We start from the raw sequence: 20,925 nt of genomic DNA, 5'->3' as shown, positions 1-20,925 counted from the left end.
GATGAAGGGGGATCGCCACTCTCGTGTCGTGTCGTGGCTGAAAGTGCTCTTTCCGCTGATCGCGCTGGCGCTGCTATCGACCCTATTCCTGCTGTCGCGGGCGATTGAACCGCAAGCCGTGATCCCCTTTGCGGACAAAGAGGTTCAAGAACGGCTGCGCGACCAGCAGATCACCGGCCCTTTCTATTCTGGCACCACGGCGGATGGCGATCTGATCTCTTTCTCTGCCGAAAAGCTGACCACTCCCGGCGGGGAGACGGGCACAAATGAGGCCGAAGAGATCGAGGCGACGCTGGACCTAGAAGGCGGCTCCAAAATCACGCTGCACTCCAACAGCGGGCGGTTCGACACCGGTGCAGAGGAAGCGGAACTGGCGGGCGATGTGCGGGTTAGCACCTCAACCGGCTACGAAATCCTGTCCGAGCGGATGATCTCGAACCTCACCACGCTGGACCTGCAATCGCCCGGCCCGGTGCGCGCCACCAGCCCCGCGGGTGAGATCACCGCCGGCAGCATGGCCATCACCAACCGGCAGAACAGCGCCGGATCGCAATTGCTTTTCACAAAGGGTGTGAAACTGATATACACGCCGCAAGCAACGAAAGAGTAACTGCCTTGAGACACTTGTTTATTTTGATGCTGCCGCTGTTTTTCGCGCTGCAGGCCGCCCCTGTCTCTGCACAGTCTGCCAATGTCGCCTTCGGCGCGCTTGAGCAAGACACCAGCCAACCCGTCGAAGTGACCGCCGATAACCTGTCGGTCGACAATGCAACGGGCACCGCCGTTTTCACGGGCAATGTATTGATTTCTCAGGGCGAAATGACCCTTTCTGCCGGTAAGGTCGAGGTCGTCTATCGCGCCTCGGATCAGGGCATTGCCAAGCTGGAGGCCACCGGCGGCGTGGTATTGGTCGCGGGGGAGGACGCCGCTGAATCGCAGCGCGCCGATTACGACATCGACGCAGGCACCTTGGTGATGCGAGGCGATGTGCTGATGACCCAAGGCCCCAGTGCGCTGAGCGCGCAGGAAATGACGGTGAACCTGAACGACGGCACGGCGCAGATGTCGGGCGGCGTGAAGACCATTTTGCAGCCCGGCAGCGACAACTGATGCCGCCCGAGCTGAAAGTCGCCGGGGGCGATTCCGGCCTGCGCATTCAGCATCTGCGCAAGTCTTACCGCAAGAAAGCGGTGATCCGCGACTTTTCGATGGCGCTTGACCGGGGGGAGGTCGTGGCGCTTTTGGGGCCGAACGGCTCGGGCAAGACGACCACTTTCTACGCAGTGGCCGGTCTGGTCACGCCCGAGGGCGGGCGCGTCACGGTGGACGGCAAAGACGTGACCACCCTACCGATGTACCGCCGCGCGCAGCTTGGCATCGGCTATCTGCCGCAGGAGATGAGCATTTTTCGCGGGCTGTCGGTCCAAGACAACATCAGCGCGATCCTCGATATCCGGGTCAAACACCGCCACCAGCGCCGCGAACGGTTGGAAGAGTTGCTGACCGAATTTTCCATCGAACACCTGCGCCGCGCGCCTGCGCTGGCGCTATCGGGCGGGGAGCGGCGACGGGTGGAAATCGCCCGCTGTCTGGCCGCCAACCCGAACTATCTGCTGCTTGATGAACCCTTTGCCGGGGTCGATCCGATCTCGGTCGGGGACATTCGGCAATTGGTTGCCGACCTCAAGAAACGCGGCATCGGGGTGCTGATCACCGACCACAATGTGCGCGAAACCCTAGAGATCGTGGACCGCGCCTATATCCTGCATGAGGGCAAAGTTCTGATGTCCGGAACGCCCGAAGAAGTTGTGCAAAACGAGAATGTGCGCCGCGTCTACCTTGGCGATAATTTCCGTATTTCCTAAGACTTAGCGCGTTTTTCCGGGCCTGCCAGCCCTCGGCGAAGCCTTGCTCGCATGATGCGGAAAACCGCTCTGATTGTAGCGATAAAAGGATGGCGCGCGCATCGGCGCCATTGACTTTCAAACCGAAACGCGGCCTCATTGAGCTATGGTGACATCGCGTTCCTGTTTGATCCTGCATCGCCCTTCCCGCGAAGGAACGGTCAAAATCATCCTGGTCGCAGCGCCATTCCTCCATATCTGAAAGTTGTCGCGCTCCACGCATGTGGACCGTTTGGCAATGTTCGGAACAAGAAAGACAAGGAGACGATATGCGGTATCAGATCAGTGGCAAACAGATCGACATTGGCGACGCGCTTCGGACACATGTCCGAACCGAACTGGACGAGGCGGTCAGCAAATATGCTGAACGCCCGACAGATGCGATGGTGGTGTTTTCCAAAACGGGCCACGAATTTGCCTGCGAGGCGACCGTGCATCTTTCCACCGGTCTTAATGCGTCGGCCAAGGCCAAGGCGACAGAGATCTACGCCGCCTTCGACAGCTGCTGCGAAAAGATGGAGAAACAGCTGCGCCGCTATAAGCGCCGCCTGAAGGACCATCACAAAGAACGCGCCGAACCGGTTGAACTTCTGGGGGCGTCCTCCTATATCCTCGCGTCAGACAGCGATTCAGATGCGCAGGAACCTGATACCCTCCAACCCATGATCATTGCAGAGATGCAGACGAAGGTGCCAACTTTGTCTGTCGGCGAAGCGGTGATGCAGATGGAATTGTCGGGCGATCCGGTGCTATTGTTTCGCAAGGAAGGCCAGGAAGGGATGAATGTCGTGTACCGCCGCGAAGACGGCAACATCGGCTGGATCGACCCTTCGTAACCCACGGCGGTAACTTCCGCCACAGAGCAGGGCGAGCGGAATGGATTTCGGCAAACTCCTCAAGCCAGAGGCCGTGAAGGTTTTGACTTCGGCTTCGAGCAAGAAGCGTCTGATGCAGGATATCGGCGAACTCGCCCAGCAAGCCTATGGGCTGCCGGCCGGCCAAGTGGTGGACGCGCTGATGACGCGCGAAACCCTCGGGCCGACCGGTGTCGGCCATGGCGTTGCCCTGCCCCACGCGCGGATGGACGGGATCGATAAGGTTGTCGGTGCCTTCGTCTTGCTGGACAAGCCGATTGATTTCTCCTCGGTCGACCGGCAACCGGTCGACGTGGCCTTTGCCCTCTTCGCCCCCGAAGATGCGGGGGTGGAGCATCTCAAGGCGCTGGCACTGGTGGCCCGCACGCTGCGCGACACCAGCATCTGCACCAAGTTGCGGTCGAACCCCGACCCGGCCACGCTTTACACGATCCTGACCGAAGACAAGGCCGATAAGGCGGCTTGATTTTGGGCCGCTTGATCTTGGGCCGCCTAACCTTACGCTAGACGGCGACCGGTTCCGGCTCTGGCGGGGTCGGCTTTGCGCGTTTCGCTTTCTTCTCTCCCAGCATCAACATCGCCGGGGTCACCACCAGCGTCAGCACCGTGGCAACCACCAGACCGCCCGCGATGGCCGAGCTCAGCTCGGTCCACCATTGGGTGGAAGGCGCGCCATAGACGATTTCGCGCGTGAAGAAGTTGATGTTGAGGCCGATCACCATGGGCATCAGGCCAAGCGCCGTGGTGACCGAGGTCAGCACCACGGGCCGCAAACGCTGCGCCCCGGTGCGCAAGGCGGCCTCTAGCGGCGACAGCCCCAGTTTCTTGAGATCGTTATAGGTGTCAATCAGAACGATATTGTTGTTCACCACGATCCCCGCCAGCGCGATCACCCCGATGCCGCCCATGACCACCCCGAAGGGCCGTCCGGTAATCAGCAGGCCAAAGAGCACCCCGGCAATCGAAAAGACGATGGCCGACATGACGACGAAGGCTTGGTAAAAGCTGTTGAATTGGATCACGAGGATCACGAACATCAGGAAAATTGCGGTAATGAAGGCACCGACGAGGAAGATCATCGATTCCTGCTGGTCCTCCGCCTCCCCGGCGAAGGAGGCTTCGACACCCGGCGGCAAGTCCATCGCGTCGATCGCGCTGCGCAGCGCGACGGTCTGGTCGTTCACCAAGACACCGGGCGCGACATTGGCCTCGATCGTGACCACCCGCTCTTGATCCACCCGCGTGATCGTGCCGGTCCGCGGACTCGGCTCGAAAGTCACGAAGTTCGAGATCGGCACCAACCCTGCGGAGGTCGGCACACGCAGCGATTGCAACTCTTCCAGCGTGCGCTCATCGGAGGGGAAGCGCACGTTGATGTCGATGGAGCCTTCGGCATCGTCAGGCCGGTAATCCGCGACCGTGATGCCCCGCGTCAGCAGTTGCACCGCCTGCCCCAGGGTCGAGATATCGGCCCCGAACCGCGCGGCCTCGGACCTGTTCACCGCGATGCGCCATTCCACCCCCGGCAGGGGGCGCGAGTCGGTCACATCGGTGAAACCGCCGATATCGGCCATCTTCTCGCGAATCTGATCCACCACCTGCTGCTGCACCTGCGGGTCATGCGCCTCGATCCGCAGATTGACGGGCTTGCCCGCCGAGGGGCCGTTCGATGCCGTCTGCACCTGCACGTCGATCCCCGGAATGGCCGCCATCTCGGTCCGGATTTCCTCGCCGATGATGGCGGCGGGGCGGCGTTCGTCCCACTCGGTGAACTCAACCTGAATGGTGCCGATCAGATCGGCGCTGTCGCGGTTGCTGCTGCCGGTGCGGGCATAGACGCTGGCGATCTCGTCATAGGCAAAGAGGCGCTGTTCGACCTGCCGCACCAGCGCGTCTTGTTCGTAGATCGAAAAATTGTCCCTCGCGCGCACCTGCACCTGCGCAAAATCAGGCTCTACATCGGGGAAAAAGGTGATGCCGTTGCCGAATTGCGCATAGGCCGTAAAGCCGCCCATCAGCATGGAAATAGCGAGGATCAGGGTCATCCACGGGCGTAGAATCGCGAATTGCAGCAGTTTGACATAGCCACCGGTAAAGCCCTTCAGGTCACGCGGATCGCCCTGTTCGGCGGCATAGAGCGTGGCCTTATCCTTGGCCGATTGCGGGGGCCGCTTGCCGATGATGCCACCGACCACGGGGATAAAGACCAGCGCCATGAAAAGCGAGGCTGTCAGGGTCAGGATCACCGTGATGGGCAGGAATTTCATGAACTCCCCCACCGTGCCGGTCCAGAACAGCAGCGGAAAGAACACGCTGAGCGTCGTCGCCGTTGAGGCGATGATCGGCCATGCCATACGCTTGGCGGCATGGGCATAGGCGGCGCGGGGCGAATGCCCCTCTTGTAGGCGTCGGTCGGCCAGTTCGGTGGTCACGATGGCCCCGTCCACCAGCATCCCCACCACAAGGATCAGCGAAAACAGCACCACAAGGTTCATCGTATAGCCCATGACCCAAAGCGCCGTGACCCCGGCCAAGAAGGCCCCCGGAATGGCCAAGCCCACCAGCAGGGCCGAGCGGACGCCCAAGGCCCAGACAATCACGATCATCACAAGGATCACCGCCGCAATAACATTGGCCTCAAGATCGCTGAGCATGTCTTGGACCTGCTCGGATTCGTCTTGGGTGTATTTGACGGTGATGCTGTCGGGCCATTCCGCGCGCATCTCGTCAATCAATTCGCGCACCGCCGCGACCGTCTCGATAATATTCGCGCCCGAGCGTTTCTTGATCTCAAGCGCCAGCGCGGGCTGGCCGTCGATCCGGGCGAAGCCAGTCGGGTCTTTGAAGGTTCGGCGGATCGTGGCGACATCGGCAAAAGTCACCACCGTATCGCCGCGCACCTTGATCGGCAGAGACATAACGTCTTCGACATTCTCGATCAGCCCCGGCACCTTGAGCACCAGCCGCCCCGCGCCGCTTTCAATCGCCCCCGCCGCGATCAGGCGGTTGTTGCGGTTGATCTGGCTGATCAGCTCTTCGAAAGAGATGTTGTAGGTCTCAAAGACCGTGGGATCGATCAGCACCTCCAAAAGCTCGGTCCGCTCCCCCCCGACATCGACTTCAAGCACGCCGGACAGCCCTTCGATCGCGTCCTTCAACTCTTCGGAAATGGAGTTGAGCGTCCGTTCCGGCACCGGGCCGGAAAGGATCGCGGTCAGAATCGGGAAAAGCGCCGTGTTGATCTCGGTCACGACCGGATCGGTGGCGTCTTCGGGCAGGTCCGACTTGGCCCGGTCCACGCCCTCGCGCACCTTGTCGAGCGCCTCATCTGAATCGAACCCCGGCTCGAATTCCAATTGCACCGAGGCATGGCCCTCGGCCCCGTTCGAGGTGATTTGTTTCAACCCGGTTATCGCGCTGAGTTCGGTCTCAAGCGGCTCTACGAGCAGCCGCTCGCTGTCCTCGGGCGAGATGCCTTCGAGAGAGGTGGAGACATAGAGCGTCGGGATCGGAATCTCGGGCGAGCTTTCCTTGGGGATACCGACATAGGCATAGGCCCCGACCGCCAAGATCATCACCAAGCTCAGGATCACCACGCGGGCGCGGCTGAAAGCGGCGTCGATCAGCGTGTTCATTCCACTTGCTCCGGCTGGGCGGCTTCGGCGCTGCCGGTGATCTGGCCGTCGCCGGTTGGCTGGTCTTCCAACTCGTCAATCTCGGGCACACCCGTCATGGGCTGCGCTTCACCCTCACTTTCGCCACCGGTTTCGGGCTGCGGGTTGACCGTTTCCCCGTCGTTGACGAAACCCTGTCCGATGGTGATGATCTGCGCCTCATCCGGCAGGCCAGCGATCCAGATACCATCGGTCTGGGCGCGCACGATGGCGATCTTGTTAAAGACAACCTTATCCTCATCGTTCACCGTTTTGACGCCCAAGGTGCCATTGGTGTCCAAGGACAGGATCGCCGGAGAGACGAAATGCGCGCGTGTCTCGCCCGTGGGGATGCGCACGCGGGCCGAAATGCCCGCGGGGATCGCACCATCGGCGTTTTCGACCCTGACTTCGGCGGTAAAGGTCCGGGTTTCGGCGCTCGCACTGCTTGAGACGAATTGCACCTCGCCCTGCGCCTCTGTCCCGGTGATGAAGACAACCTCGGCGTTTTGCCCCTCTTTGATGTCTTTAAGCGACTGCTGGGGCACCTGCACTTGGATCGTCAGCGGCGTGTTGTCGACCAGCCGCGCGATTTCCTCACCGGTGGAGACGAACTCTCCCGCTGAGATATCGAGCATCTCTAACCGGCCGGGAAAGGGGGCGCGGATTTCGGTGTTGTTCAGCGCCTCTTCGGCGGCGGTGACCGAGGCCTGAGCGGCGGCCAAGGTCGCGCGGGCTTGGCTCACGCGGTCCACGGTCGAGACACCGCGGTCCAGCAGCGCTTGGGCATTGTCGTATTCGCGCTGTGCGCGGCTCAATTCCTCACGCGCGCGGGCCAGATCGGAATCGCGCGCCGTGGTGCTGAGACGCGCGATCAGCGCGCCCGCTTCGACGACATCGCCTTTGTCCACCAGCACCTCGGCGATCTCACCGCCCGCTTCGGCGCGGACCATCGTATCGCGGTCCGGCAAGGCCTGCCCTTCAGCTACGAAGACCTGCGTCACGCTGTCCGCCTGAGAGCCGCGCACGGCCACTGTCACCGCTTCGGGAGCAATGGGCGCAGGCGCGGCTTCTTCGATCTCTTCGGAGGGGATGATATAGCCGCTGCCCATCCAAAGAGCGATCAACAGCGCGATCCCACCGGCGATGAACTTCGACCGTTTCGAGCCGGCATCGCTGTCGAATGAAAGCGTCTGGCGCTCTTGAGATGTGTCACTCATTGATCGAACTCCATCACCGCGGCCCTATGATCAGGCGCGCGTTAATACTTGGGTTTGCTCACCCGGGTTGCTACGTCATCAAGCGCGGCGCTGATCGTGTCATAGAAGGCGGCGAAAGTATCGAGCCTTTGGCGCACGCCTTCGGCCTCCTCGGGCAGCTTGCGGATCGTATCGTTAATCTCGGATTTGGCGTGGCGGGTCCCTGCCAGCGCATATTTCGTCATCGCGGCATAGGCGTCATCGGCGAGTTGGAAGTAATCCTGCCGGTCGCCCGTCTTGTTCACACGCCGGATCAAGCCCCGCTCTTCGAGCAGGCGAATGGAGGTGCTGATCGTGGCGCGGCTGACGGAAAGGCGGCGCGACAGCGCGCCAAAGGCGATCGGCTCGCCCTCGAAAACCAACATCGCAAAGACCTGCCCTGCCATGCGCGGCAACCCCTCGCCCATGGCAACGACGCCCATGCGGGTGATGAAGTCATCGCGGACTTGGTCGATTTGGTCGGTGCTATCCATCATTCCCCGTCCACGGCAGGCGCGTTGACGGTAGATAGACAAGGCGAGGCACAAATCAAGACTATTCAGAATTTTCCGAACAGACGGAACAAAGCGCGTCGCCGGTAGACTTCCGGCGCTCGACCCTACTTCAACCCGTTCCGCGCGATATAGCGGGCCAGATCAAGGACGAGTTGCCCCCGCGCCGCGGCGATGGCGTTTGCGCCACCTTCGGGATTGAACGGCACGCTGAGGTCAAACAGGCCCGACCGCTCCCGACGCTCATCCCGGACGGCCACAAAATACTGACCGAAGGCGCGGAATTCTCCGGCTTCGGTGGCCACCAGTTCGGCAAAGCGCACTTCGAGGCTGGCATCGGGGAAAGCCTCGAACGGCCAAGGCTCGGATGCGATGCGCCGCCCCGTCATCCGCGCAAGGTTCTGACTAAGCTCCAGCGCCACGGCCCGTTCGGGCGCATCGGCCCAAAGCACATCGGTCGAACTGACCAGACGGCCATCGGCCAATTGCACCGAAATCTCTTCGGCGGCGGCGTAGGTCGGCAAAGACACGTCGCGCACTTCGACAGAGCTGAAGGCGATGGAGGTCTTCTCTGTCACCGCCGGGGCGCGGACGGGGAAACGTTCAGCTGTGCCGCCACAGGCTGCCAAGGCAGCCAGCAGGCCGAGGGTGATCAAGGGTCTTGCAAATGTCATGCGTTACCGTCCCAGCAATAGAGAATTGGGGTTACGTTCGATGGTCCGCGCCAAAGATGCAAGGGCATCGGCAGCTTTCTGAATGTCGCGCAGGGTGCGTTCGGCGCTGCGGCTCAGCTGTTCACCTTGGTTATAGCCTTCGATGGTGCGGCTGGCTTGGGCAAATAGCGCGGTCAAACGCTCGACCACCTGCGGCAGGTCTTGGGCCGAGAGGGCGATATTGTCCGCCGCGTTGCGGGCCGAGGCCAAAGTGCGGTTCACATTCTCGACCGCGCCGCCTTCGCGCAGCTCTTCCAATGTGGCGTTCAATTCGTCCAAGGCGCGTTTCAATGCGCCCGGCAGGGCCACCGCATCTTCGGTGCCGATCACCGCATCGGCGGATTCGGTGAGGTCGGTGAGTGCGACGACCAGTTCTTCGACCTCAAGCGTTTCGGCCTTGGCCGCCACCGCTTGAATGCGCTCCACCAACTCCGGCACGCCCTCAACGGACGACGACACCGCATTCGCCGCATCCGACGCCCCTTCGAGCGCGGTGGAAAGCCGTTCGGCAATCCGCTCTTCTTCAAGCTGGGCCACCAGTTCTTCGATCCGTACCAGCGTGCCGTTCAGGGCCACCGGCACGTTCTTGACCTCTTCGGAGGAGACCAGCCCGGTCAGTTCGCCCAGCAAGGTCCGCACATCCTGCGGGGTTTCGCGCAGATCCTCGTCCGAAACGAAAGCTTCTGCCGAGTTAAGGAAGGTAATCGCGCTGTTGAGCAATTCTTCAATCGGCAGGCTGTTGATGCGGGTAAAGACCCCTTCGACCGTGGCCGCGGCATCGGAAACATCGCTTTCCGTGGTCGGCATCAGGGCAAGGCCATTCTCCGTCTCGGCCAACGACGCTTCGGGTGCGTCTTCCACCCTCACGAATTCAACCTTCAGACCACCCGTCAGAAGGCTGGCCGAGGCAAGCCGCGCGCGCAGGCCGTTTTCCACACGTTCTTTCAAGAACGCCAGCGCGGCTTCGGCGGTGACGTCATCCTGCATCCCCAGATGCGCGGGCTGGATCGACAGGATGGCGTTCAGCCGGACGCGGCTGTCGCCGAAACGTTCGAAGTCTACCAGCCCCGAGAGGGTCTCGACCTCGCCGATCTCCAGCCCGCTCATCTCAACCGGGGCGCCGACGATCAGACCCGAGATATTGTCGTCGAACACGACACTCAGCTTCAGCGGATCGACCTCGGAGGCGTTAAAGACAGAGTTCCGCGCGGTTTCCTTGTCGGGGTAAATCTCAAACACCGTGCCGTCAGACACCTGCGCCCCGCCCGAGACGAAAGTGTCAAAGGTGATGCCGCCGCCGACGAGGGTCGCCAACGAAGAAAAGTCGATCTCGGCCCCCGCGGGGCCAATGTTGACGCTAAAGCCCGATGCGTCCCAAAAGCGGGTGGATTCATTGATCAACTGGCGGTGCTCTTCGAAAATCAGTGCCTCGACAATGGCGTAGTTGCCGCGCGGGGCGATCTTGGCATAGCCGACGCGGCCCACCTCGATGCCCTTGTAAAGGATCGGCGCATTGTCGGTCAGATGCCCGTTCGCGGTGGAGCGGAAGGCGATCTCAAGCCCGCCTTGGCCGCCGCGGATCAACGGCTCAGTCGACGATCCCTGAAAGCGCTCCGCCGCCGGGCCGACCTGTTGGTCCCACGACCCTTCGATATAGACACCGCTCAGCACCGTGCTGAGACCGGTAATGCCCTGCGCGGTGACTTCGGGCTGCACGACCCAGAAGACCGCGCCATTGTCGATATAAGGCGCCACGTCCTTGTCGACGCGGATATGCGCCGTCACCCGGTCCAAACCCGAGGTAAAGCCGACCTTCTCGACCACCCCGACCGTCACATCGCGAAAGCGCAACTCGGTCTCGCCAGCAGAGATACCCGCGCCCTCTTCGAATTCCACGACGATCACCGGGCCGCGCTCGCTATAAGACCGATAGGCCACGAAAAGCGCCACGATCAAGGCGAGGATCGGGATGATCCAGATCACCGAGGCCCCGCTGAGAAACATCTTGCGGGTCGGGGAAATCGGTACGTCGGGAGGCGTCTTAGTCATTGGTTTTCGGGCCCTCGTCCTTGGTCTGAGCGTCCCAGATCATGCGGGTGTCGAACGCTTGTGCCGCCAGCATGGTAAAGATCACGGAGAGGGCAAAAAAGATGCTCGCGGTACCGGGATTGATGGCGGCCAATGTCTTGAGTTGCACCAGAGACGACAAAATCGCAACCACAAAGATATCGATCATCGACCAGCGCCCGATGTACTCAACCACTTCGTAAAGGTAATGCCGCTGGCGCTGCGAGGTGACCGAGCGCCGCTTGACGCTGATGGCAAGAAAGGCCACTGCCATGAATTTGGCCAACGGAATGGCGACAGAGGCGAAGAGGATGATCAGGGCGATCCCCCAGTTGCCATATTGCGCCAGTTCCACCGCGCCGCCGATGATCGTGCTTTCCTCGACCTGAAACAGCGTGCGGGTTTTAAGCATCGGATAGGTATTCGCGGGGATGTAGCACATCAGCCCCACCGTCCAGAATGCCCAGACACGCTGAAGGCTCATCCGATCGCGCGAGACCAGCTTGCTGCCACAACGGCTGCAAAGCTCCGTGCCCATCGGCGCGGGCTTGTTACAGCGGGTGCAGGCCACGATGCCCAACTCCCGTGCGCTCACGATGTCTTGGGATGTTCCAGAGAGTTCCATACGGACCATTTGCATAAGAATCTGTCCTGCGCGATGACGAGGATCACCAACGCGCCGAACATGTAAAACGCGGGGCCAAAGCCCACATCGGCCAGATCGGCCACTTTGACCAGCGCCACGGCACAGCCGATGGCAAAAACCTCGGCCATCGACCAAGGGCGCAGTTCCTCCGACAGGCGAAAGGCGGCGACGGCATGGCGCGCGGGCGGGCGATCCAGCACCACGGGGATCAGCACATAGAGCGTCAGCAGCACCCGCAAGAGCGGGATGAAAAAGATCAGCGCCGCCGTGGCCAGCGACAAGAGGATCATCGGCCCGCCGGAAAAGGCAAGCGCTGCATCCAGCACCGATACCGCGTTGCTGGCCCCCGCCGCGTCGATCGTCAGGAAGGGAAAGACCGCCGCCCCGATGATCAACACCATGACCGCCACCGCCACGGCGATGATCTGCAACCCGGCGTTCCTGCGGGGGGTGATCAGGGCGGTATGGCACCGCTCACAACTCGCCCGCTCCCCATGGGCGGGGCGGCGCAGCCGATAGACGGCGTCGCATTGCGAACAGACGATCAATTCGTCCATGGGCAATTCGGCAAGGGGGGTGTCGGGGCGATCCATTCTGGACGCATATATGATGCCGCCCTTTGACGTATCAACAAATATTCACCGGCCTGTGGCGCATCTGCACCGGCGGATCATCGCCCTCGCGCGAATGTGAGGGGAACAGGCGGCCATGCAGACCGTTGGTCTAGCAGAAATGACAAAGGAGAAAGCAATGACTGATATTACCAATGCAAAGATCCTGATCCTCGCCACCAATGGCTTTGAGCAGTCCGAACTGGAAAAACCCCTGAACGATCTGCGCGACCGCGGCGCCACCGTCCATGTGGCCACGCCCGATGGCAATGAGATCAAGGGTTGGGACGAAGATGACTGGGGCAACACCGTGCCCGCAGACCTCGCCCTTCGGGACGTGAATGTCGACGACTACCAAGGCATCGTGCTGCCCGGTGGCCAAATCAACCCCGACCTGCTGCGTGCCAACGAAGATGCGGTGGCTCTGATCCGCAAGTTCCACGACAGCGGCAAGACCGTCGCCGCCATCTGCCACGCCCCGTGGCTGCTGATCGAGGCGGGCATCATCAAGGGCCGCAAGGCGACTTCCTTCTCCTCCATCGCGACGGATGTGAAGAACGCCGGTGCGCACTACGAAGACAGCGAAGTGGTGGCCGACCGAGGCATCGTGACCAGCCGCTCGCCCGAGGATCTCGACGCTTTCGTCGCCAAGATCGTCGAGGAAATCGAAGAGGGCAAACACGACCGCAAAGCGGCCTGAGCCCTGCCTCTGTGACGAGATTTACCCCCGGTCCTTTGGCCGGGGGTTTTTCATGCGCGGTCGCGCGGAAGGCTAAGCTCCGCCAGCACCGCATCGGTATCCGCGCCGATGGCCCGCGGGGGGCTGGGCATCTGCGGCGCGGCACCGTCAAACCGCGGCGCTTGGCCTGATTGCAGCACGCCATCGACCCTCCCCACATTGCCCCGCGCCGCCATCTGCGGATGATCCGGCGCTTCGGAAAAGCTGAGCACCGGGGCCACGCAGGCATCCGAGCCATCGAAATGCGCCGCCCAGTCGTCCCGGGCGCGGGTGGCAAAGATCGCGGAGAACTCGGCGATACGCGCCTCCCATGTCGTCCTGTCGTTCTGGCTCTCGGCAAGCTCCGCAGGCAGGCCCAACTTCGCTAACAAGATCGCGTAGAACTGCGGCTCCAATGCCCCGACCGAGATGAATTTCCCATCCGCACAGGTGTAGCAACGGTAAAACGGCGCAGCCCCGTCGAGCCAATTGGCGGCACGCTTTTCGGTCCACGCGCCTTGGGCCAGCATGCCGTGGATCAGCCCCATCATCGCAGGCACCCCATCGACCATCGCGGCGTCGACGACTTGGCCCTTACCGGTCACCCCGCGTTCGATCACGGCAGCAAGGATGCCGAACAGCAAGAACATCGTCCCGCCGCCGTAATCCGCCACCATGTTCAGGGGCGGCACCGGGGGCGCATCGGCGCGGCCTATGGCATGAAGTGCCCCTGTTAGAGCCAGATAATTGATGTCATGCCCCGCCGTTTGCGCCCATGGGCCGGTCTGGCCCCAGCCGGTCATGCGGCCATAGATCAGAGCCTCGGGGCAGGCGTCAGGGCCAAGGCCCAAACGTTCCATCACGCCGGGGCGAAACCCTTCGATCAGCACATCGGCAGAAGCGATCAGCGCCTTTGCCGCGGCGATCCCTTCGGCGGTTTTCAGGTTCAACACCACCGACCGCTTGCCGCGCCGGTTGATGTCCGACGGCTCCGCCGGGGCGGCTTTGCGGTCAACCGTGATGACATCCGCGCCTTGATCGGCCAGCAGTTGCCCTGCCAGCGGCGCGGGGCCAAGACCGGAAAACTCCACCACCCTGAGCGAGGACAGCGGCCCTTTGCGCGCCGCCCCGCTCATGCCGCCCCCGGCACCAAGACCTGCCGCGCCCCTTCGGTGAAATCCGACAGCGACAGCGCCCATGTCGTGCCGGGCCAGCGCAACTCCATCTCGCGTTTGCGCGGACGGTAGACGGCGGTGTAAAGCGTGCCGAACCCGGCGTTGAAGGCCGTGGAATAAAGCGGCGGCTTGAGGAACGCCCCGATGAACTTTTCCTCCGGGTCGCGGTGCAGACGCAGACGTTGCAACAGGTAGCGCTCCCGCTCGACCGTGGCGGTAAAGCGGGCGTGGCTGATCCACTCCACATTCTCTTGATGGTTGGTCGCCACCGCGGCGCGGGTGATGACAGCGGGACGATCGGGGGCCATCATGGCTGTCAGGTAACTGCGCTTTCGGTCGAGTACGGTGACGTTGTAGCTCATATGCGTGGGCACCCGCGCCAGCACCTCGCCCGCCTCCTGCGCGGTTTCGCAGGTCTGCAAGACATAGCGCAGGATCAGCGGCACACCGAAGCCCTCGCCCACCACACGCCGCCCGCCAAAGGTGAGTGAGATTGACAGCCCTGCGTCATTCACCCCGTCGACCAGCCCCCAAAGCCCGTCGGAGGTGCCCATGACCTGCCGCCCCTGCCAACCGGTGCGCAGCACCATCGCGTCAAAGGCATTGGGGTTATAGTCATAGTTGCGCACCATGACCGGCTCTTTCCCCGCCCAGATCGCCTGCGAACAGGCCGACAGATAGGGCGGCGGGCAATAGAAACTAAGGAAGCGCGCCGCGTGATCGCCGCCGCCTGCAAGACTGCAAAGCTGGTCATAAAGCGGCAGCATCTCGGGCATATGCTGGGCCAGCGCACGGCGGCATTGGGCATAGGTCGGGCGCGCGGCCTCCCCCTCCTTCAACCACCATGCGTGATAATCAGGCCAATAGGCCGCGAAGAGACCGGCCCATTTCGGGCCGGGCTGGTCTTCGGACAATGCGCGCCAGTACATCGCGGCCTTTCATCTCGTTACAGGATCTTGAACGCCGGATCAGAAAGCTCTGGACCGGCAGAGGCGGTGGGCAAGGGTTTGCCATCCACGCTGCGTTTGATCCCATGAATCCACTTTTTCGCGCGTTCGTTCAACTGGAAAGACTTGGTCATCGACCGACCCCGCGTCACGAGGATGCCAATATCCGCGCCCTCGTAGCGATAGTCACCCGGTTGCAAGATGCGCAGGAAGAAGGCTTCGTTCTCGCTCTCGACCGCGCGGCGGTGATAGTCGAAACGGTCAAAGACCACGCTGCCGTCTTCCTTCATCTTGTAAATCCCGGTCTCGGGCGCTTCGGTGCAGATGTCGACACTGTCTTCGGTGTGTTTGATGACCATCTGGCTCCAACCGTCGATATTGTCCGGGTCAGCCCAGCGGGCGTTCAGCTCATCCACGTCGAGGGTGAACTTCTTGCGGCTGAACTCCAGCAAGTGGAACAGGAACAGCGGCGCGTCGGCATGGGCAAAGGCCGCGTGGTTGGTCATGGAGCTTGCGCCGGTGATGCGCGGGTTCAACTCGCCCAGCCACAGGTCGCCGGTCTTCTTGTCGATTAGGAAATCGAGCTCGAAATAGCCGCGATAGCCCTCTTTCCGCAACTGCTCGCCGAACTTGAAGGTCAGATCGCGGGCCTTCTCCCGCACCTTGGGCGGGAAGGCGGTGGCGAGGATCTCGTTGCCGCACCAGCCACCGCGGTAGGGGGTCAATTCCTTGAAGCCGACCAGTTCGGTCATCAGCGGGCCGACGATGGTGCCCTCCTTGGTGGCGCAAGCCTCGATCGCGGCGCCGCGACAGTCGATCCGCTTCATGATCTTGATCTCGCCCTCGCCCACGATCTCGCTCTCGTGGCGGCGGAAATCGGCTTCGGACTTAATAAAGAAAGTCGTATGCCCGCTGTCGCCATAGGCCGATTGCAGCACGAGGTCATGGCCGAGATCGGCTTTCTCGCAGATCTCGCGCAGGTGGTCGTAGCTTTTCACCTCGCTCAGCGTATTAGGCACCGAAGGCACACCAGCCTTGTTGCCGATGCGCACGGTCTCGATCTTGTTGTCCATCGACTGGCGCAGCTTGGCTTTCGGGAACCAGACCTCGGCGCCCAACTCCTTGCTCAGGCGCTCGGTTTCCTCGTCGAACATCAGGAAGACGAATTTGGGCTTGCCGCCGCGGCGCTTGATGAAGTCGATGACCTCCTTGTGCTGCAAAAGGTAGTTGTTGATGTCCTCGATGCTCTGGAACTCCGCATGGGGCTGTTCCGAGGGGCAGAAGACGTTGGGATGCTTGCCGCCGTAGCAGTCGATGTAGCAGATGTACTTGAAATTCTTCACCCATTCATCGAGGCCCAGCAAATTGAAGTTGGTGGCCGAGATGAAATAAACTGGGTCCTCGTTTCGGTGAAAGAACCGGCGGATTTCGGAGATATTCTTGAGAATTTTTGCCATGTCGTAGGTCCTTTTGGTCAAACGGGTGAAGAAGAAAGGTCTTTGCGGCGCACGCGTTTCAATGCCTCCGCGGTAAAGACGCGCAGGCCCAGATCGGGCCGGTATCCGTGGATCTCGCTCACATCGAGCGCGCGCATGAAGTCGAGAATTTCCTGACTGACGACCTGTCCGGGGACGAGGATCGGAAAGCCGGGCGGATAGGGGATGATGAAGCTGGCCGAGACCACCGTGTCGCCCGCGTCCATCACCTCTTGCAAGGATCCGTTCAGGTCGAGGTAGTCACAGTTCTTCTCATCATAGGCGAGGAAGAAGGGCGTGCGAATGTCGCCCTCGGGCGTGTCGGCCGCGCGGAAGGCTTCGTGGAAGCAACTGAAATCCGGCAGCGGCGGGTAGTTCTCCATCAGATTGGTGACGCGCCGGTCGAATGACAGCCGCTCCATTCGGCTGGCATCGTCCAGCAGATCGTCGAGCGACTTGGCGATCTCCACCAGCACTTCGATCAGATAGGCCACCGAAGAGCGCGTGGTGCCGATGTTGGTCATGAACAGCACGGTATTGCGCGAGGTCTTGTTGATCTGGATGCCGTATTTGTCCATCAAGATCTGGGTCTTGAAGGTATCGCCATCCCAGCCCGTGCCGCCCACGGCGAGGGTAACGCGGGTCGCGTCGAGCACGAATTCATCCTGCTCCCAACAATCCCACATGTCGGTCCAGCCCTGCTCAACGTCATAATAGCTGGTGACGCCGCTTTCGCGGTGCTGTTCGGGGATCATGTCCCCGGCGGAGAGCACTTTGAAATACTTGCGTAAGAGGGGGTGTTCGCTGATCGCGCGACGCATCGACATCGCCGCTTCGACCTGCCGTTGGACAAACTCGAAGCCTTCGAGTTCGACCTGACGCCGCCCCACGTCGAGCGAAGCAATGATCTGATAGTTCGGCGAGGTCGAAGTGTGGGTCATATAGGCTTCGTGGAAGCTCTGCTCGACCTCGCCTTTGAAGTCCTGGTCGTTGACGTGAATCATCGAGCCCTGCCGCAGCGAGGTCAGCGTCTTGTGGGTCGATTGCGTGGCATAGGCCCGCACCCGCGCCCGCGGCGGGGGGATCAGCCGGGTGTTGAGCAGGGTCTCATCATCCGCGTCCTTCAGGGTCTTTTGCTGGGCCTCATAGGCGGCGGCATGGGCCTCGGACTTGAACTTCGCCCGCAGGGTATTGGCCGCGTTCATCGCGGTGCGCTGGCGATATGTGGGACTAAACCGGGCGAAAGCGAACCATGCCTCGTCCCAGAGGAAGATGAGGTCGGGCTTGATCGCCAGACATTCCTCCATCACCCGCTCGACGTTATAGACCAGCCCGTCGAAGGTGCAGTTCGTCAGCAGCAGCATCCGCACCCGGTCGAGTTTGCCCGCCGCCTTCAGCTCCAAAAGCCGCTCCTTGATCTCGCGCAGCGGCACCGCGCCGTACATCGAATATTCGTTGAGCGGATAGCTGTCGAGGTAGCTGACCTGCGCGCCCGCGAGCACCATGCCGTAGTGGTGGCTCTTGTGGCAGTCGCGGTCGACCAACACGATGTCGCCGGGCCGCACCAACGCCTGCACCACGATCTTGTTGCAGGTCGACGTGCCGTTGGTGGCGAAAAACGTCTGTTTAGAGCCGAAGGCGCGGCTTGCCAGTTCCTGCGCCTCTTTGATCGGCCCGTGCGGCTCTAGCAGGCTGTCGAGGCCGCCAGAGGTCGCCGAGGTCTCTGCAAGGAAAATATTCGGCCCGTAGAACGCCCCCATGTCCTGAATCCAGTGACTGCGAGTGATCGACTTGCCACGGCTGATCGGCATGGCGTGGAAGACGCCGGTGGGCTGTTTGGAATATTCCACCAGCGCAGTGAAGAAGGGCGACTTGTTGCGCGCCTGCACCCCGCGCAGGATGTTGAGGTGCAGCTCCATGAAGTCTTCCTGATTGTAGAAGACACGCCGACAAATCCCCAGATCGAGCCCGGCGATATCCTCGACCGAGCGTTCGGTGACCAGATAGGCATCAAGCTCGGGCCGGACCTTGGCGATCATGCGGCAAAGCTCTGGGCCATAGCTCTCAGGCTGAAGCGCGTCGATCTCATCCTGCCCGCCCGCGCGGGCGAGGTAGCGGGTCAGGATCTGCTGATCGACCTTTGATTTCAGCGTGAGGCCGGGGCGGACGACGATGGCTTGGATATTGTGGTTGAACATCACCGCGATCAGCGCGTCCTCGAGGCTGGGCACCACGACGGCTTCGTAGATGAACGGGTCTTCGGTCCGGCGCATGCGGGTGACATTGCTGCGCAGCCAGCGTTCCTGCTGTTCGTTCACATTGTCGACGATCAGCACTTCGAAATAGGGTTTCGCCAGCGCCCGCGCCTCGGGCGGCAGCATCGCCTCGTCGTCATGCTCGTCCTGATCCAGACTGTCGCGTTCCAACGGGATGGTGCGACGGCGATAGGCGCCGGTGGTTAGCGCCCGCGTCACCCGGTTCACGGCAAAGGCCAGATCTTCGAAATTGCCGTGGGCGAACTGGCGACGCATGTGGTCAAAAGCGGACATGCCCGGAAAGGCCCAATAGGGCTCGATCAGGGCCAGTGACTCAAACAGCGCCTCGATTTCCTTGCGCCCCTGCGCCGCGCCCTTGCCTTTCGGATCGCGTGACATGGCGGCGGCGGCGGCGCGCAGGGCGCTCCACCGATCCGACCGCAGTTGAATGGCCGAGGAATAGTCGTTCATAGAATGCATCAGTCGTCCTCTGCTGGAGGGCCGACCGATGCGTCAGGTAGCGCTTTGTGCGAACCTAACCCCGGCCTAGCCGCTGGTATTGTCGTTCTGCCCGGGCGTGTCGGGCGTTGTCTGTGGGTCGGGCGTGCCCGCAGCCGGGGCCACGGGCGCCGGTGTCTGGGCCACCTCGGGCGCCGTCCCGGCGGTGGGGCTGGCAAGCGGCTCAGGCGGGAAACCGTTCTTGCCCTTATAGGTCGGGATTTCGGCAGGCACCTGCTGGGCGGGCACATCGACATGCAGCCCCGCGCGGCTGCCCTGTTGCGGGATTTCAAGCGGGCCAAGCGTGTGCAGGAAAGCATCCGCGCCGCTGTCACGGTCATAGACCGGGAAGTCTGTCGGGCGGTCGCGGAAGGATTTGAGCAGTTGGCCCAGCCCCTTCATCCCCGTCTCACGCTGACGGCGCACCATGTTGAGGTCGATCTCAATCGGGAACATATCCTCTTGACCCGCCGATTGGTGCAGCACCATCGAAGTCGGATCAACCACGCAGGACCGGCCCACGCCCCCGGCGCCGAGGCCATTCACGTCGAAGATATAGCACTGGAACTGCGCCGCCGTGGCGCGCGCGATGGCAAGTTCCGCATCGCGGTCGGTGGTGCCGGTCAGCACCGGGTGCAACAGCACCTCGACGCCCTGCGAGGTCAACTGCCGCGTCGTTTCGGGGAACCACATGTCATAGCAGATCGACAGGCCAAAGCGGCCCACCTCCGGCACGTCGAAGATGCAGAACTCATTGCCTGCGGCGATGCCCGCCTCATAGGGCCGGAAGGGGAACATTTTGGCATAGCGGCGCACCACTTCGCCTTCTGGGTTGATGACGACCGAGGTGTTATACACGCGGCCATCCTCGGGATGCTTGAGGAACATCGAACCGGGGATCAGCCAGACCCGATGCCGCCGCGCGGCGGCCTGAAACTGTTCGATCGTCTCATTCTCGGGCGGCAGGGCAAACCGGTCAAGCGGGCCGAAAGGCGCCAGTTCGGAGAACAGCACCATCTGCGTCCAAGGGAAACGCGCCATCAGAATGTCGAGCCGCTGGATCATGCCCTCGACATTGGGCTGCAAGGCATTGACGTACATTTGCACGCCGGCAATCGCGAAAGGGGTCATGCGTAAATACTCCGAACTACGCGGCGCAATGGACCATTTCCTTGCCTATCTCCGCGACGCACGTGTCTTACGCCCTCACGACCAGAACGGAAACAGGGGAACGACGCACAATGCGGTCGGCGTTGGAACCGACGAGGAATTCACGCAGGCTGTCGGGATGCTCGGACCCCATGACCACCAGATCGGCGTTTGATTTCTTTATCGTTTTCAGCGCCTCACGGTGGATCTTGCCGAATTTCAGATGCTGCTTCACCTTTACGTCATCAGGCACCTCACGCTCGACCAGTTGCTCAAGCGCCTTGGCCGCGCGGCCCGTGGCCTGTTTCTCGTAATCCGCGGGGAAGAACCCTTCGACCAGCGGCGTGCCCATATCCGGCACGACCGAGAGGATATGCAACGTGCCCTTGGAGAGGCGGATCATATCAATCGCCTGCGGCAGCGCCTTTTCCCATGATTTCGGGTCGCTCAGATCAACGGTCAGCAGGATGTTATCGAACATGATGCGCC

Annotated in this window: 19 protein-coding genes; 6 read left to right on the top strand and 13 right to left on the bottom strand. The window is 61.8% G+C overall.

Going from position 1 to position 20,925, the window contains the following annotated elements; genetic code table 11:
- Position 1: 1 nt before the first annotated feature.
- The 5 genes from lptC (at position 2) to ACGYLA_RS03955 (ending at position 3,245) form a co-directional block, all read left to right on the top strand.
- Entirely contained in the window at positions 2-610 is a 609-nt protein-coding gene (lptC, locus tag ACGYLA_RS03975) for an LPS export ABC transporter periplasmic protein LptC (protein WP_209216978.1), read from the top strand.
- A 26-nt stretch (positions 611-636) separates the two neighbouring features.
- Positions 637-1,110 carry a lipopolysaccharide transport periplasmic protein LptA gene (lptA, locus tag ACGYLA_RS03970; protein ID WP_394374296.1) on the top strand — a complete coding sequence of 158 codons (474 nt, stop codon included), beginning with the start codon at positions 637-639 and terminating at the stop codon, positions 1,108-1,110.
- On the top strand, positions 1,107-1,865 hold the full coding sequence (lptB, locus tag ACGYLA_RS03965; RefSeq protein ID WP_136720275.1) for an LPS export ABC transporter ATP-binding protein: 759 nt from the start codon (positions 1,107-1,109) through the stop codon (positions 1,863-1,865). The genes lptA and lptB overlap by 4 nt, the downstream gene beginning before the upstream one ends.
- Positions 1,866-2,173: 308 nt before the next feature.
- Positions 2,174-2,740: a ribosome hibernation-promoting factor, HPF/YfiA family gene (gene hpf, locus ACGYLA_RS03960; RefSeq protein ID WP_067267651.1), complete on the top strand. Its 567-nt coding sequence runs from the start codon at positions 2,174-2,176 to the stop codon at positions 2,738-2,740.
- A gap of 40 nt (positions 2,741-2,780) precedes the next feature.
- On the top strand, positions 2,781-3,245 hold the full coding sequence (locus ACGYLA_RS03955) for a PTS sugar transporter subunit IIA (RefSeq protein ID WP_067630567.1): 465 nt from the start codon (positions 2,781-2,783) through the stop codon (positions 3,243-3,245).
- 37 nt (positions 3,246-3,282) lie between these two features.
- Here ACGYLA_RS03955 and ACGYLA_RS03950 read toward each other — a convergent pair whose 3' ends face one another.
- The 7 genes from ACGYLA_RS03950 to ACGYLA_RS03920 form a co-directional block, all read right to left on the bottom strand.
- Positions 3,283-6,414, bottom strand: coding sequence for an efflux RND transporter permease subunit (locus ACGYLA_RS03950; RefSeq protein WP_394430481.1), 3,132 nt, complete (start codon positions 6,412-6,414; stop codon positions 3,283-3,285).
- Positions 6,411-7,652, bottom strand: coding sequence for an efflux RND transporter periplasmic adaptor subunit (locus ACGYLA_RS03945; RefSeq protein ID WP_394430479.1), 1,242 nt, complete (start codon positions 7,650-7,652; stop codon positions 6,411-6,413). The genes ACGYLA_RS03950 and ACGYLA_RS03945 overlap by 4 nt, the downstream gene beginning before the upstream one ends.
- Positions 7,653-7,693: 41 nt before the next feature.
- Positions 7,694-8,167 carry a GbsR/MarR family transcriptional regulator gene (locus ACGYLA_RS03940; RefSeq protein ID WP_394430477.1) on the bottom strand — a complete coding sequence of 158 codons (474 nt, stop codon included), beginning with the start codon at positions 8,165-8,167 and terminating at the stop codon, positions 7,694-7,696.
- A gap of 122 nt (positions 8,168-8,289) precedes the next feature.
- Entirely contained in the window at positions 8,290-8,856 is a 567-nt protein-coding gene (locus ACGYLA_RS03935; RefSeq protein ID WP_394430475.1) for a membrane integrity-associated transporter subunit PqiC, read from the bottom strand.
- Positions 8,857-8,859: 3 nt separating this feature from the next.
- Positions 8,860-10,944: an MlaD family protein gene (locus ACGYLA_RS03930; RefSeq protein ID WP_394409365.1), complete on the bottom strand. Its 2,085-nt coding sequence runs from the start codon at positions 10,942-10,944 to the stop codon at positions 8,860-8,862.
- Positions 10,937-11,596, bottom strand: a complete 660-nt coding sequence (locus ACGYLA_RS03925) for a paraquat-inducible protein A (RefSeq protein WP_271693873.1) — start codon at positions 11,594-11,596, stop codon at positions 10,937-10,939. The genes ACGYLA_RS03930 and ACGYLA_RS03925 overlap by 8 nt, the downstream gene beginning before the upstream one ends.
- Entirely contained in the window at positions 11,554-12,201 is a 648-nt protein-coding gene (locus tag ACGYLA_RS03920) for a paraquat-inducible protein A (RefSeq protein ID WP_394430473.1), read from the bottom strand. Before ACGYLA_RS03920 ends, ACGYLA_RS03925 begins: the two co-directional genes overlap by 43 nt.
- A 157-nt stretch (positions 12,202-12,358) precedes the next feature.
- Between ACGYLA_RS03920 and ACGYLA_RS03915 the strand changes: the two genes are divergently transcribed.
- Positions 12,359-12,919: a type 1 glutamine amidotransferase domain-containing protein gene (locus tag ACGYLA_RS03915; protein WP_394430471.1), complete on the top strand. Its 561-nt coding sequence runs from the start codon at positions 12,359-12,361 to the stop codon at positions 12,917-12,919.
- Between the two features lie 50 nt (positions 12,920-12,969).
- Here the strand turns inward: ACGYLA_RS03915 and ACGYLA_RS03910 are convergent, their stop codons facing one another.
- From ACGYLA_RS03910 to ACGYLA_RS03885, 6 genes are all read right to left on the bottom strand, one after another.
- Positions 12,970-14,073, bottom strand: coding sequence for a CaiB/BaiF CoA transferase family protein (locus ACGYLA_RS03910; protein ID WP_394430468.1), 1,104 nt, complete (start codon positions 14,071-14,073; stop codon positions 12,970-12,972).
- A complete protein-coding gene (locus tag ACGYLA_RS03905) occupies positions 14,070-15,041 on the bottom strand; it encodes a C45 family autoproteolytic acyltransferase/hydolase (RefSeq protein ID WP_209216969.1) in 972 nt (323 codons plus the stop codon). Before ACGYLA_RS03905 ends, ACGYLA_RS03910 begins: the two co-directional genes overlap by 4 nt.
- A gap of 17 nt (positions 15,042-15,058) precedes the next feature.
- A complete protein-coding gene (locus ACGYLA_RS03900; protein ID WP_271692737.1) occupies positions 15,059-16,516 on the bottom strand; it encodes a biotin carboxylase in 1,458 nt (485 codons plus the stop codon).
- A 17-nt stretch (positions 16,517-16,533) separates the two neighbouring features.
- On the bottom strand, positions 16,534-19,269 hold the full coding sequence (locus ACGYLA_RS03895) for an aminotransferase class I/II-fold pyridoxal phosphate-dependent enzyme (protein ID WP_394430465.1): 2,736 nt from the start codon (positions 19,267-19,269) through the stop codon (positions 16,534-16,536).
- A gap of 66 nt (positions 19,270-19,335) precedes the next feature.
- Complete coding sequence (locus ACGYLA_RS03890; RefSeq protein ID WP_394430463.1) at positions 19,336-20,418, bottom strand: nitrilase-related carbon-nitrogen hydrolase; 1,083 nt, start codon at positions 20,416-20,418, stop codon at positions 19,336-19,338.
- 67 nt (positions 20,419-20,485) lie between these two features.
- Positions 20,486-20,917: a universal stress protein gene (locus tag ACGYLA_RS03885; protein ID WP_067268202.1), complete on the bottom strand. Its 432-nt coding sequence runs from the start codon at positions 20,915-20,917 to the stop codon at positions 20,486-20,488.
- Between the last annotated feature and the right edge of the window lie 8 nt (positions 20,918-20,925).

Origin of the sequence: Sulfitobacter sp. 1A13679, assembly GCF_043557115.1 — a bacterium.
GTDB lineage: Bacteria > Pseudomonadota > Alphaproteobacteria > Rhodobacterales > Rhodobacteraceae > Sulfitobacter > Sulfitobacter faviae.
Note: the sequence above shows the minus strand (reverse complement) of the source record. Positions and strands in the feature narration are given on the sequence as shown.

Coding starts and splice junctions, on each gene's coding strand:
- lptC (WP_209216978.1), top strand. CDS start 2: ATGAAGGGGGATCGCCACTCTCGTGTCGTGTCGTGGCTGAAAGTGCTC.
- lptA (WP_394374296.1), top strand. CDS start 637: ATGCTGCCGCTGTTTTTCGCGCTGCAGGCCGCCCCTGTCTCTGCACAG.
- hpf (WP_067267651.1), top strand. CDS start 2,174: ATGCGGTATCAGATCAGTGGCAAACAGATCGACATTGGCGACGCGCTT.
- ACGYLA_RS03955 (WP_067630567.1), top strand. CDS start 2,781: ATGGATTTCGGCAAACTCCTCAAGCCAGAGGCCGTGAAGGTTTTGACT.
- ACGYLA_RS03950 (WP_394430481.1), bottom strand. CDS start 6,414: ATGAACACGCTGATCGACGCCGCTTTCAGCCGCGCCCGCGTGGTGATC.
- ACGYLA_RS03945 (WP_394430479.1), bottom strand. CDS start 7,652: ATGAGTGACACATCTCAAGAGCGCCAGACGCTTTCATTCGACAGCGAT.
- ACGYLA_RS03940 (WP_394430477.1), bottom strand. CDS start 8,167: ATGATGGATAGCACCGACCAAATCGACCAAGTCCGCGATGACTTCATC.
- ACGYLA_RS03935 (WP_394430475.1), bottom strand. CDS start 8,856: ATGACATTTGCAAGACCCTTGATCACCCTCGGCCTGCTGGCTGCCTTG.
- ACGYLA_RS03930 (WP_394409365.1), bottom strand. CDS start 10,944: ATGACTAAGACGCCTCCCGACGTACCGATTTCCCCGACCCGCAAGATG.
- ACGYLA_RS03925 (WP_271693873.1), bottom strand. CDS start 11,596: ATGGTCCGTATGGAACTCTCTGGAACATCCCAAGACATCGTGAGCGCA.
- ACGYLA_RS03920 (WP_394430473.1), bottom strand. CDS start 12,201: ATGGATCGCCCCGACACCCCCCTTGCCGAATTGCCCATGGACGAATTG.
- ACGYLA_RS03915 (WP_394430471.1), top strand. CDS start 12,359: ATGACTGATATTACCAATGCAAAGATCCTGATCCTCGCCACCAATGGC.
- ACGYLA_RS03910 (WP_394430468.1), bottom strand. CDS start 14,073: ATGAGCGGGGCGGCGCGCAAAGGGCCGCTGTCCTCGCTCAGGGTGGTG.
- ACGYLA_RS03905 (WP_209216969.1), bottom strand. CDS start 15,041: ATGTACTGGCGCGCATTGTCCGAAGACCAGCCCGGCCCGAAATGGGCC.
- ACGYLA_RS03900 (WP_271692737.1), bottom strand. CDS start 16,516: ATGGCAAAAATTCTCAAGAATATCTCCGAAATCCGCCGGTTCTTTCAC.
- ACGYLA_RS03895 (WP_394430465.1), bottom strand. CDS start 19,269: ATGCATTCTATGAACGACTATTCCTCGGCCATTCAACTGCGGTCGGAT.
- ACGYLA_RS03890 (WP_394430463.1), bottom strand. CDS start 20,418: ATGACCCCTTTCGCGATTGCCGGCGTGCAAATGTACGTCAATGCCTTG.
- ACGYLA_RS03885 (WP_067268202.1), bottom strand. CDS start 20,917: ATGTTCGATAACATCCTGCTGACCGTTGATCTGAGCGACCCGAAATCA.